Annotated in this window: 11 protein-coding genes; 5 read left to right on the forward strand and 6 right to left on the reverse strand. The window is 71.8% G+C overall.

All coding sequences use genetic code 11. The features are described 5' to 3' along the window. Position 1: 1 nt before the first annotated feature. From ndk to HBH26_RS00695, 3 genes are all read right to left on the reverse strand, one after another. The gene (gene ndk / locus HBH26_RS00685; protein WP_168132638.1) at positions 2-424 is read right to left on the reverse strand and encodes a nucleoside-diphosphate kinase; all 423 of its coding nucleotides are present in this window, start codon (positions 422-424) and stop codon (positions 2-4) included. Positions 425-518: 94 nt separating this feature from the next. Then, on the reverse strand, positions 519-959 hold the full coding sequence (locus HBH26_RS00690) for a DNA polymerase III subunit chi (RefSeq protein WP_168133033.1): 441 nt from the start codon (positions 957-959) through the stop codon (positions 519-521). Positions 960-1,056: 97 nt separating this feature from the next. Next, positions 1,057-2,493, reverse strand: coding sequence for a leucyl aminopeptidase (locus tag HBH26_RS00695; RefSeq protein WP_168132639.1), 1,437 nt, complete (start codon positions 2,491-2,493; stop codon positions 1,057-1,059). Between the two features lie 148 nt (positions 2,494-2,641). Here HBH26_RS00695 and HBH26_RS00700 point away from each other — a divergent pair, with 148 nt between their 5' ends. From HBH26_RS00700 to rsmA, 4 genes are all read left to right on the forward strand, one after another. Beyond that, positions 2,642-4,864 carry an LPS-assembly protein LptD gene (locus HBH26_RS00700; RefSeq protein ID WP_338057197.1) on the forward strand — a complete coding sequence of 741 codons (2,223 nt, stop codon included), beginning with the start codon at positions 2,642-2,644 and terminating at the stop codon, positions 4,862-4,864. A gap of 117 nt (positions 4,865-4,981) precedes the next feature. Further along, complete coding sequence (locus HBH26_RS00705; protein WP_168132640.1) at positions 4,982-6,340, forward strand: peptidylprolyl isomerase; 1,359 nt, start codon at positions 4,982-4,984, stop codon at positions 6,338-6,340. A gap of 7 nt (positions 6,341-6,347) precedes the next feature. Next, positions 6,348-7,346 carry a 4-hydroxythreonine-4-phosphate dehydrogenase PdxA gene (gene pdxA / locus HBH26_RS00710; protein ID WP_168132641.1) on the forward strand — a complete coding sequence of 333 codons (999 nt, stop codon included), beginning with the start codon at positions 6,348-6,350 and terminating at the stop codon, positions 7,344-7,346. Beyond that, a complete protein-coding gene (gene rsmA / locus HBH26_RS00715; RefSeq protein WP_168132642.1) occupies positions 7,343-8,182 on the forward strand; it encodes a 16S rRNA (adenine(1518)-N(6)/adenine(1519)-N(6))-dimethyltransferase RsmA in 840 nt (279 codons plus the stop codon). Before pdxA ends, rsmA begins: the two co-directional genes overlap by 4 nt. Here the strand turns inward: rsmA and HBH26_RS00720 are convergent. Both HBH26_RS00720 and HBH26_RS00725 read right to left on the reverse strand, forming a co-directional pair. Continuing rightward, on the reverse strand, positions 8,179-8,682 hold the full coding sequence (locus HBH26_RS00720; protein ID WP_168132643.1) for a tetratricopeptide repeat protein: 504 nt from the start codon (positions 8,680-8,682) through the stop codon (positions 8,179-8,181). The two genes, rsmA and HBH26_RS00720, sit on opposite strands and share 4 nt — an antisense overlap. Before the next feature lie 33 nt (positions 8,683-8,715). Then, on the reverse strand, positions 8,716-9,870 hold the full coding sequence (locus tag HBH26_RS00725; protein WP_168132644.1) for an RsmB/NOP family class I SAM-dependent RNA methyltransferase: 1,155 nt from the start codon (positions 9,868-9,870) through the stop codon (positions 8,716-8,718). A gap of 111 nt (positions 9,871-9,981) precedes the next feature. Here HBH26_RS00725 and HBH26_RS00730 point away from each other — a divergent pair, with 111 nt between their 5' ends. Then, positions 9,982-10,554: a hemerythrin domain-containing protein gene (locus HBH26_RS00730; RefSeq protein WP_239024490.1), complete on the forward strand. Its 573-nt coding sequence runs from the start codon at positions 9,982-9,984 to the stop codon at positions 10,552-10,554. A 55-nt stretch (positions 10,555-10,609) separates the two neighbouring features. Here HBH26_RS00730 and guaB read toward each other — a convergent pair whose 3' ends face one another. Then, complete coding sequence (guaB, locus tag HBH26_RS00735) at positions 10,610-12,067, reverse strand: IMP dehydrogenase (protein ID WP_168132646.1); 1,458 nt, start codon at positions 12,065-12,067, stop codon at positions 10,610-10,612. Between the last annotated feature and the right edge of the window lie 149 nt (positions 12,068-12,216).

A 12,216-nucleotide genomic window follows, 5' to 3' on the forward strand; every position in this document is an offset into this window, starting at 1 on the left:
GTCAGCCGACGATCTCTTCCGGCTGGAAGAAGTACGCGATCTCGATCGCGGCATTCTCGTCGGAGTCCGAGCCGTGCACCGAATTCGCCTCGATCGATTCGGCCAGCTCCTTGCGGATCGTGCCGGCATCGGCGTTGGCGGGATTGGTCGCGCCCATGATGTCGCGGTTGCGCTGCACGGCGTTCTCGCCCTCCAGCACCTGCACCACGACCGGGCCGGAGATCATGAACGAGACGAGGTCGTTGAAGAACGGCCGCTCCTTGTGGACGGCATAGAAGCCCTCGGCCTGCTCCTTGGTCATCTGGATGCGCTTGGACGCGACGACGCGCAGCCCCGCCTCCTCCAGCATCTTCGTGACCGCACCCGTCAGGTTGCGGCGGGTGGCGTCGGGCTTGATGATCGAGAAGGTACGGTTCGCGGCCATGACGGTCACGGTGCTCCTGATGATGAGGATTGCGGAAAAGTGGCGCTGCCCTAGGCGGGCGGCGTCGGAGAGGCAAGCGGCGCGAGGCCGATCGCTAGGCCGCCTGCTCCCAGCGGCCCGCCTCGTTCTGCTTCCAGTAGCGCCGCTCCACGCCGTCGCGGGCGGCCAGCGCCTTCCACGCCGCGCGCGCCCCGCCGATCCGCTCCTCGTCGAAGAAGTGGAAGGCGCGATCGAAGTCGAGGGCGTCGTCGCGCCACTCGCCGTCCACCAGGGCGATGTTGCGTGCGCCGTTGGCCGCGTTCACCTCGCCCGCGATCAGCACCGGCTGGCGTGCGTCGTCGGGGCCGCCCGCCCGCGCGTGCGGCAGGAAGCTGTCGGCGGCATAGGTCCACAACAGCCGGTCGACGCCGGCGCGCTGCACCTCGTCCGCCGCGACGATCAGCAGGCGACCGCCGCCCGCCACTACCTTCGCCGCGATCTGGGGCAGCGCGCGGTCCAGCGGCATGGCGGTCAGGTGGTAGAAGTCGACTTGCATCATCCCTCCGCCACCGTTCGGCCTGAGCGAAGTCGAAGGCTACGCGCTGGCCAGCGCGACTGTGCTTCGACGTCGCTCAGCCGAACGGCGGTTGCATTCACCCCTCGCAGTGATCCGCCACGAACCGGTCGAGCACGCGCACGCCGTAGCCGGTCGCGCCCTTCGCCCAGGTCGCGCCGTCCTTGTCCGACCAGACCATGCCGGCGATGTCGAGGTGCGCCCAGGCGACGCCCTCGTCGACGAAGCGCTGGAGGAACTGCGCCGCGGTGATCGAGCCCGCGCCGCGCGGCCCGACATTCTTCATGTCGGCGATCGGCGAATCGATCAGCTTGTCGTACGCCTCCGACAGCGGAAAGCGCCACAATTGGTCGCCCGACGCCTTGCCGGCGGCGAGCAGCCTGTCCGCCAGCGCGTCGTCGTTGGAGAACAGGCCGCCATATTCGTTGCCCAGGCTGACGATCATCGCGCCGGTCAGCGTGGCCAGGTCGACGATCGTGGCGGGTGCGTGCGTCTTCTGCACCCAGGTGATCGCGTCGCACAGCACCAGCCGCCCCTCGGCATCGGTGTTGATGACCTCCACCGTCTGCCCCGACATGGTCCTCACCACGTCGCCCGGGCGCTGCGCGTTGCCGTCGGGCATGTTCTCGACCAGGCCCATGACGCCGATGACGTTGGCCTTGGCCTTGCGCTTCGCCAGCGCCAGCATCGCGCCCGCCACCGCGCCGGCGCCGCCCATGTCCCACTTCATGTCTTCCATGTTCGCGGCGGGCTTGATCGAGATGCCACCGGTGTCGAACGTCACGCCCTTCCCGACCAGCGCGGTCAGCGGCGCCGCGCCGCCCCCGTTCCACTTGAGCGCCAGCACGCGCGCCTCGCGCCGCGACCCCTGGCTGACGCCCAGCAGCGCGCCCATGCCCAGATCGCGCATCGCCGGCTCGTCCAGCACCGTCACCTCCAGGCCGAGCCCGTCGACCGCGGCGGTCACGCGCTCCACGAAGCTTTCCGGGTAGAGGACGTTCGGCGGCAGCGCCGCCAGCGTGCGCGCGAGCGCCAAGCCCTCCGTCACCGCGGCGCGCGGCGCCCAGGCGGCGTCGCTGCCGACGATCGTCAGCGTGGCCAGCGTCGGCTTCTGCTTCTCCGGCAACTTTGTGCGATATTCGTCGAAGCGCCACGCTCGCTGCGCCGCCCCCGCGGCGAAACGCGCGGCGGCCACGTCGGACGCATCGGCGAGGTCCGCCACCGCCGCGGTCGCGCCGGACGTCAGCAGCCGCGCGGTCAGCGCGCCGCCGGCGCGCTCGTACGCCGCGTCGTCGCCGGTGCCGACACCGAGAAGCAGCAGCCGCGTCGCGCGGCCCGCGCCCGGCAGGTACAGTTCGGCGACGCTGCCCGCCTCGCCCTCGAACCGCTGCGCGGCGGCGGCCGCCTCCACCAGCGCGCGGTCGCCATCGGCGACCGCGGGCGTGGCACCCTTGCGGACGGGGAGGGCCAGCACCGCGGCGTCGGCGGGGCGGGCGGCGGCGAACGAGATCTGCATGGGCAGTGTACTTCCTTGAGTCATGCCCCCTCCCTACGCCCCCCGCCCCGCACTGGCAAAGCGTTGCAGCCGCGGCGCGGGGGTGCGATAGGCGGCGAAATGCGGCCGTTCGCGACGGAACCGCGGGTTCAGGTCAAACGGGGTCGACGTGACGCGCTGCTATCTCCTCGCGGGCGCCGCCCTCTTCCTCTCCGCGCCCGCCGCCGCGCAGAACCTGGCCGAGCGCGGGCCGCCCCCAGCCGCACCCGAAGGCACCGCGCCGGTGGCGGACGATCAGGTCCAGTTCAGCGCGAGGACGCTGGAATACGAGTACGAGGCCGACGTCGTCACCGCCACGGGCGACGTGCGGATGGCGCGTCGCGGCGACCGGCTGCGCGCCGACAAGGTGACGTGGAACCGCAAGACCGGACGCGTGCTGGCGACTGGCAACGTCGCGGTGACCAACCCGCAGGGCGACGTCGCCTACGGCGATTCGATCGACCTCACCGATTCGCTGCGCGACGGTGTGGTGGCGAACATGCTGGTGGTGCTGGAGCGCGGCGGGCGGCTCGCCGCGGTGAAGGGCACGCGCGAGGAGGACGGGACCGTCCGGCTCGACCGCGCCGCCTACACCCCCTGCCCGGTCGAGGAGGGCGGCTGCCCGAAGGAACCGACGTGGAAGATCACGTCGGTGCGCGTCACCTATCGGCCCGACAAGGAGCGCGTCTATTTCGAGCGGCCGCGCGTCCACCTGTTCGGCCTGGCAAGCCCCGCGCTGCCCTCGTTCAGCGTGGCGACCACCGCCAGCAACGACACCGGCCTGCTCGCGCCCAGCTTCGGCATCTCGCGGCTGAACGGGCTGGAGCTGGTGCTGCCGATCAACATCGCGCTGTCGCCCGACCGCTCGCTGATCGTCGCACCGCACCTGTTCTCCGGCGAGCTGCCGATGCTGGAGACGCGCTACAGCCAGCGTACCGAGCTGGGCGCGCTGGCGGTCACCGCCTATGCCACGTCCAGCCGGCGCAGCGAGGACCTGTCGTCGCGATTCACCTCCGACACCAAGCGCGCGTTCCGCGGCTACATCGACGGGGTCGGCAAGTTCCAGCTCGACCCGAACTGGAGCCTCTCCGGCTCGCTGCGCCTCGTCACCGACCGCACCTTCCTGCGCCGCTACGACATCTCGCGCGAGGACCGGCTGCGCACCACGCTGGCGCTGGAGCGGATCGATCGCGACAGCTACCTGTCCGTGGCCGGCTGGGCGGTGCAGACGATGCGGGTGGGCGAGCGGCAGGGCCTGCAACCCGTCGCCCTGCCGGAGATCGACTATCGCCGCCGCGTGGAGGACAGCGTGCTGGGCGGCACGCTGAACCTCCAGCTCAACAGCCTGGCCATCGGGCGCAAGGCCGGACAGGACACGCAGCGCGCCTTCGCCAGCGGCCGGTGGGACCTGCGCGGCATCACCAACGGCGGGCAGGAGATCGTGCTGACCGCGTTCGCCCGCGCCGACGCCTACAATGCGGAGGGCGTCGCCGCGACCAGCATCGTCAGCTATCGCGGGCTGGAAGGCTTCCACACCCGGGCGATCGGCGCGGTGGCCGCCGACGTGCGCTGGCCGCTGGCGGGCGAGCTGTTCGGCGGGGTGCAGCGCTTCACCCCGCGGGTGCAGGTGGTCGCCGCGCCGCACATCGCGAACCTGCGCGTCCCCAACGAGGACGCGCGCGCCGTTGATCTGGAGGATTCGAACCTCTTCGCGCTCAACCGCTTCGCCGGATACGACCGGTTCGAGGATTCGAGCCGCGTCACCTACGGCGCGGACTGGGCGCTGGACCTGCCCGGCACGTCGATCACCGCCAACATCGGGCAGAGCTACCGGCTGGACAGCCGCCCGTCGATCCTGCCCAACGGCACGGGGCTGTCCGACAGCTTCTCCGACATCGTCGGCCGCACCACGGTGCGGCTGGGCGACACGGTGTCGTTCATCCACCGCTACCGACTGGACAAGGACGACCTGGCGATCCGCCGCAACGAGGTCGACGCGACGGTCGGCTCGCGCGCGACCTACGCGACGATCGGCTACCTGCGGCTCAACCGCGACATCGACGAGCTGGAGGATCTGCAGGATCGCGAGGAGATCCGCGCCGGCGGGCGCGTGGCGTTCAAGCGCTACTGGTCGGTATGGGGATCGGCGATCGTCGACCTGACGAGCAAGTCGGAGGACCAGCTGTCCACGTCCGACGGCTTCACGCCGATCCGCCACCGGCTGGGCGTCGCCTATCAGGACGATTGCATCGACCTCGGCCTCACGTGGCGGCGCGACTACCGCTCCACCGGCGACGCGCGGCGCGGCAACGCCTATCTCTTCACCTTCGCGCTGAAAAACGTCGGGCGATAGCGCGGGAACGCGGGTCTCGATTTCGCCGCGATTGGACGCTAAGCCGCCATTCAGGCGCGATGGGGCACGGATCGCCGCCTGTTCCTCCATCGGCGCGAAGGTTTCGGAAAGCACGTGATGACGACGACGAAGGTTCGTTCAATGGGCCGCCGCGCGGTGGCGTCGCTCCTGATGCTGGGCGCCGCGGGAGCAGCGCTGGCGCAGCAGACGGTGGAGGACCAGTCGCTGCCGGGCAACACCGGGCTGGACATCCCCGCCAACCTGCAGATCTTCGGCAAGGTGGATCCCAACGTCCGCAAGGCGACCGCGATCGTCAACGAGTCGGTCATCACCGGCACGGACGTCGACCAGCGGGTGGCGATGATCGCCGCGGCGAACAACGTGAAGCTGTCGAACGAGGACCGCGACCGCCTGCGCCTGCAGGTGCTGCGCCAGTTGATCGACGAGACGCTGCAGATCCAGCAGGCGAAGACTGCCGACGTCACGATCACCAAGGACGAGATCGACCAGAGCTTCGCCCGCATCGCGCGCAGCTTCCAGCGCTCGCCCGAGCAGTTCGCGCTGTTTTTGCGGCAGAACAATTCCTCCGACCGGTCGATGCGCCGGCAGATCGAGGGCGAACTGGCTTGGAACCGCTACCTGCGCCGCAAGGTGGAGCCGTACGTGAACGTCGGCGAGGAGGAGGTGAAGGCGATCATCGACCGCCTGGAAGCCGCCAAGGGCACGGAGGAATATCACCTCAACGAGATCTACATCTCCGCCGGCGCCAACGAGCAGCAGGCGTTCGCCAACGCGCGCAAGGTGATCGAGGAGATCCAGAAGGGGCAGGCGCCCTTCAGCTATTTCGCGCGCAACTTCTCCGAGGCGTCGACCCGCGGCGTCGGCGGCGACCTTGGCTGGGTGCGCGCGGCGCAGCTGCCGGCGGAACTGGCCGAGGCGTCGCAGACGATGCAGGTCGGCCAGGTGGCCGGCCCGATCGCGGTGCCGGGCGGCTTCTCCGTCCTGTACCTGGTCGACAAGCGGCAGGTGCTGACCGCCGACCCGCGCGACGCCAAGCTGTCGCTGAAGCAGCTGACCATCAAGTTCCCCGCCGGCACCACGCAGGCGCAGGCGACGCAGCGCACCGGCGCCTTCGCCACCGCCATCCAGAAGCTGCAGGGCTGCGGCTCGGTGGACAAGGTCGCGCGGACGCTGGACGCCGAGGTGGTGGACAACGACGCGATCCGCGTGCGCGACCTGCCCGCCCCGCTCCAGGCGATCATGCTGAAGCTGAACGTGGGCGAGGCGACGCCGCCGTTCGGCTCCCCCACCGACGGGGTGCGCACGCTGGTGCTGTGCGGCCGCGACGAGGTGTCGTCGGGCCAGCTGCCGGGCGCGGAGCAGATCCAGACGCAGCTGGAGCAGCAGCGCGTCAACCTGCGCGCGCAGCAGGCGCTGCGCGACCTGCGCCGCGACGCGGTGATCGAGTATCGCTGAGGCCGGCATGACGACCAACGATCGCCCGATCGTCGTCTCGATGGGCGATCCCGCGGGGATCGGGCCGGAAGTGATCGCCAGGGCATGGGACGCGCGGGCGGCGCACGCCTTGCCTCCCTTCGTCGTCGTCGGCGATCCGCGCGCGATCGCGGCGGCATGGCGCGGCCCGGTCGCGCGCGTCGCCAGCCCCGCGGAGGCGGTCGCCGCCTTTCCCTCCGCCCTGCCCGTCCTGGCAATCGAGGCCGGTGGGGCGATCGTGCCCGGCGCCCCCGACGCGGACGGCGCGCGCATGGCACTCGACGCGCTGGGACTGGCGGTGGGGCTCGCGCGATCGGCCGCGGCGCGCGCGCTGGTGACCGGCCCGGTCGCCAAGGCGCAGCTCTACGCGATCGGCTTCACCCAGCCGGGGCAGACCGAGTTCGTCGCCGACCGCTGCGGCATCGCGCGCGAGAATGCGGTGATGATGCTGGCGGGACCGGGGCTGCGGGTCGTGCCGCTGACCGTTCACGTGCCGCTGGCGGACGTGCCGCGGCTGCTGACGACCGAGCTGATCGTGGCGCGCGCGCGCGTCACCGCGCGGGCGCTGCGCCGCGACTTCGGCATCGCCGCGCCGCGGCTGGCGATCGCCGGGCTGAACCCGCACGCGGGGGAGAATGGCGCGCTGGGTCGCGAGGAGATCGACGTGATCGCCCCCGCGGTGGCGCAACTGCTTGACGAGGGGCTGGACGTCGTCGGCCCGCTCGCCGCGGACACCATGTTCCACGCCCGCGCCCGCGCCGGCTACGATGCCGCGCTCTGCGCCTACCACGACCAGGCGCTGGTGCCGCTGAAGGCGCTGCACTTCGACGAGGGCGTCAACATGACCCTCGGGCTGCCGATCGTGCGCACCTCGCCCGACCACGGCACCGCCTTCGCGCTGGCAGGGCGGGGCGAGGCGGAGGCGGGGCCGACGATCGCCGCCATCGCCATGGCCCATGCCGCCGCCACCGCGCGGGAAACGGGATGACGCCGCCCGACGCCGCCCCCTCCCTCCCCCCGCTGCGCGAGGTGATCGCCCGCCACGGCCTGTCGGCGTCCAGGGCGCTGGGACAGAACTTCCTGTTTGACGCGCAGCTGCTCGCCCGCATCGCGCGCATTCCCGGCGACCTCGCCGATGCCGAGGTGCTGGAGGTCGGCCCCGGCCCGGGCGGGCTCACCCGGGCATTGCTGGCGGCGGGTGCGCGCGTGACGGCGATCGAGATGGATCGCCGCTGCCTTCCCGCGCTGGCCGAGCTGGAGGCGGCCTTTCCCGGCCGCCTGCGCGTGATCGAGGGCGACGCGACGCGCATCGCCATGCCGCCGCTGTTCGACGGCGCGCCGCACATCGTGTCCAACCTGCCGTACAATGTCGGCACGCCGCTCCTGGTCGGCTGGCTGTCGGCGGAGTGGCGGCCGTGGTGGCGGTCGCTGACGCTGATGTTCCAGCGGGAGGTGGCGGAGCGGATCGTCGCGCCGGTGGGCGGCGACCATTACGGCCGCCTCGCGGTACTCAGCCAGTGGCGCAGCACCGCGCGCATCGCCATGCCGGTGCACCGCTCCGCCTTCACGCCGCCGCCCAAGGTGATGTCCGCGGTGGTCCACCTGGAGCCGACCGACGCGCCCGCCAGCGTGCGGCTCGCCACGCTGGAGCAGCTCACCGCCGCCGCCTTCGGCCAGCGCCGCAAGATGCTACGGCAGAGCCTGAAGGGCGTACCGGGCGCGCTGGAGGTGCTCGACGCGATCGGCATCGACCCGACGCGCCGCGCGGAGACGGTGAGCGTGGCGGAATTCGTCGCGCTCGCCCGCGTCCTCGACGCCCGTTAGTCCTTCGCCGTCGTCGTCGTGTTGACGCCCACCTGCGCGGTCGTCACCGGTGGGCCCTTGGCGATCGTCGCGGCCAGCGCGCTCGCCTGCGGGCAGGACGTCTTGCACAGCGTCTTCACACGGGCCAGGTTCTCGCGCGCACGCGCCACCGCGCCCTTGGCCACCATCGCCTCGCCCTGTCCGGCCAGCGCTGTGACGTCGTTGGGTTCGAGCAGCAGCGCCTCGCGATACAGGCGGATCGCCTTGCCCGGCAGGCCGCGCGTCTCCGCGATCTCGGCCATGGCGATGAACGACTGGCGATTGCGCGGGTCGACCGCGACGGAGGTTTCCAGCAGGTCGACGGCGCGGTCGAGATCACCGGCCGCGCGCGCCGCCTTGCCCTGCTCCAGCAGCGCGACCGAGCGCGCGTCGATCTGGTCGTCGGGCCGCTGGCCGTGCAGCGAGGTGGACAGCGACACCAGCGCCAGCGAGGCGGCGACGGCGACGGACGTGAAACGCATGATCGGCTCCAGCTTCGGCACGATGCCCCGCGACTAGCATGGCGCACGAAGGCGCGCGACGAAAAATCCGTCGCTGCCGTCGTGCGCGGGGGTGAGGCGCCAGCCGGTCCCGTGCGCGCGCCCGAGCGGCAGGTCCGCGGGCTCCGCGGCCCAGCCCCCGCGCCGCGCGAGGAAGCCGGCGACCTGCGCCGACCCTTCCGCGTCGAGCAGCGAGCAGACGATGTAGGTCAGCGCGCCGCCGGGGCGAACGCGATCGGCGGCAATGTCCAGCAGCCTCGCCTGCGTCGCCACCAGCCGGTCGAGCCGCGCGGGCGTCAGCCGCCATCGCGCCTCCGGATTGCGCCGCCACGTGCCCGTGCCGGAACAGGGCGCGTCGACCAGCACGACGTCGGCGGCCACGTCCGCCAGCGCCGCCGCCTCGCGGCCGGGATCGAGCAGCCGCGTCTCGGCGATCGTCACGCCGGCCGCCTCCGCGCGCGGCGCGAGCCGCGACAGCCGCGCGCGATCGACATCCGCGGCGACGATGCGCCCCTCGTTCTGCATGGCCGCCGCCAGCGCCAGCGTCTTGCCTCCCGCGCCCGCGCACAGGTCCAGCACCGTCATGCCCGCCCGCGCCGCGGCGGCGAGCGTCACCGCCTGGCTGCCCGCGTCCTGCGCTTCGACCGCGCCGGCGAAGGGGGCGAGGTCGAACCCGGCGGGCAGGCGCCGTGCGTCGGGCAGGCCCGCGATCGGTTGTGCGCCGACGAGTTCGGGCGCGGGACGCAGCGGGTTCAGCCGCACGTCGAGCGGGGCGCGATCGACCAGCGCCGCGCGCTCGTCCTCGTCCAGGCCGGCGTCGGCGAGCGCCTGCTCCAGCCAGGCCGGCGCCACGCCGCGGCTCGCCACGGGCTCGTCCGGGGCGACCGGCGCGGGCGCGTGGCGGCCGCCGTCGAAAGTGGCGGCGAGGTCCGCGTCATCCGCGGCCAGCGCCAGCATCGCGGCGCGCCCCGACGCGGGCCGCTCGCCGAGCGCGCGGATCGCGGCGTAGACCCGCTCGCGCACCGCGCGTCGATCCTTCGACCCGGCGTAGCGCCGCGCCGCGAAGTAGCGAGCGATCAGCGTGTCGGCCGCCGCGCCCTCGTCGCGGGCGGCGGCGATCACCGTGTCGAGCAGCTCGATCGCGGCCTGGGTACGGGCACCGGGTGTCATGGCGGCAGGCCTTGGCAGAAAGCGGAGAGGTGAAACAGCCCCGCGATTTTATCGCGTCGGAACAGTGGCTTCGTGCGCTCGTTGCGGAGAGATCGGATGAGGAGAAGCGTGATGGCGACGGCAGTGCGTGAGGCGCGATCGCAGGGAATCGGCCGTACCGTGGCGATCGGTGCGGCGGCGGGCGTGGCGACCGGGTTGCTCGCCAATCTGGTCCGCAAGGCGGTGGTGCAGGCGCCGACCGCCCTGGCCGGCAGCTGGGACCAGGCGCTGGCGGCGGAGCACGCCGCGGCGCTGAAGATCTTCGACCTGATCGAGAAGACCGACGACGATGCGACGGCACGCCGCTCCTTCCTGCTGATGCAGCTGAAGCATGCGGTGGGGAAGCACGCCTTCCAGGAGGAGAACGTGGTCTACGCGATGATGCGCGACCAGGGGCTGACCGAGGCCGCGGACCACCTGAATCACGATCACGGCTACGTGAAACAATATTTCTTCGACCTGACGGAAATGCCGAAGGACGATCCCGCCTGGCTGCCCAAGGTGCGCGAGTTCCGCGGCATGATCGAGACGCACATGCGCGAGGAGGAGGACGAGCTGTTCCCGCGCCTGCGCTCGCAACTGTCGGAGAAACAGAACCGCCACGTCACCGCGGCGATGAACAAGGAAGGGCTGAAACTGGCCTGACCGCCCGCGCGACCACCGTCACCCCGGGCTCGTCCCGGCATGACGAAGAAGCGTATCACCGCGTCGGGTAATTGGGCGCCTCGCGCGTGATCGTCACGTCGTGGACGTGGCTCTCCTTCAGCCCGGCGCCGGTGATGCGCACGAAGCTGGCGCGGCGCTGCAGGTCGTCGATCGTGGCGGAGCCGGTGTAGCCCATCGCCGCCTTGATGCCGCCGACCAGCTGGTGGATCACGTCCTTGGCCGGGCCCTTGTACGGCACCTGCCCCTCGATGCCCTCGGGCACCAGCTTCAGCTGGTCGCGCACCTCGCCCTGGAAGTAGCGGTCGGCGGAGCCGCGGCCCATCGCGCCGACGCTGCCCATGCCGCGATAGGATTTGTAGGCGCGGCCCTGGTACAGGAAGGTCTCGCCCGGCGCCTCTTCCGTGCCCGCCAGCAGCGATCCGACCATGCACGTCGCCGCGCCCGCGGCCAGCGCCTTGGCCAGGTCGCCCGACGTGCGCAGGCCGCCGTCGGCGATCACCGGCACGCCATGCTTTACCGCTTCCTCGGCGCAGTCCATCACCGCGGTCAGCTGCGGCACGCCCACCCCGGCGACGACACGGGTGGTGCAGATCGAGCCGGGGCCGATGCCCACCTTGATCCCGTCCGCCCCCGCGTCGATCAGCGCGCGGGTCGCGGCGGCGGTGGCGACGTTGCCCGCGACGACCTGGACCGAATTGCTCAGCTTCTTCACACGCTCCACCGCGCGCGCCACGTCGGCGTTGTGGCCGTGCGCGGTGTCGATGACGATCAGGTCGCACTCGGCGTCCACCAGCGCCTCGGTCCGTGCGAAGCCCTTGTCGCCCACCGTCGTCGCGGCGGCGACGCGCAGGCGGCCGGCGGCGTCCTTGGTCGCGTCGGGATAGGTGACGGCCTTCTCGATGTCCTTGACGGTGATGAGGCCGACGCAGCGATAACCGTCGTCGACGACCAGCAGCTTCTCGATACGGCGCTGGTGGAGCAGCCGGCGCGCCTCCTCCTGCCCCACGCCCGCGCCGACGGTGGCGAGATTGTCGCGCGTCATCAGCTCGGCGACGGGCTGGGCCGGGTTCTCCGCGAAGCGGACGTCGCGGTTGGTGAGGATGCCGACCAGCTTGCCGTCCGCCTCCACGACGGGGATGCCGCTGATCCGGTTCGCCGCCATCAGCGCCTGCGCCTGCGCCAGCGTGGCGGACGGCGCGATGGTGATCGGGTTGACCACCATCCCGCTCTCGAACCGCTTGACCTGGCGCACGGCGGCGACCTGCTCGTCCACCGTCAGGTTGCGATGGAGCACGCCCAGCCCGCCCAGCTGCGCCATGACGATCGCCATGTTGCCTTCCGTCACCGTGTCCATCGCGGAGGACAGCACGGGGATGTTGAGCGCGATCCCCTTGGTCACGCGGGTGCGCGTGTCGGCGTCGGTCGGCAGCACCTCGGAGGCACCCGGGACCAGCAGCACGTCGTCGAAGGTGAGGCCGAGGCGAATGTCCATGGGGTGCCGATTCCTGTGCGGGCGCGGGGAAGTGGCGGGCCATGTAATCGCATCGCGGCGATTGGGCTAGGGGCGGGTTGGCAAGCGGCGTCGCGAAGCGCCGTGCCGACGATCTGTTCACGCAAAGGCGCGAAGACGCGAAGCAGGTC

The organism is Sphingomonas corticis (assembly GCF_012035195.1).
GTDB lineage: Bacteria > Pseudomonadota > Alphaproteobacteria > Sphingomonadales > Sphingomonadaceae > Sphingomonas > Sphingomonas corticis.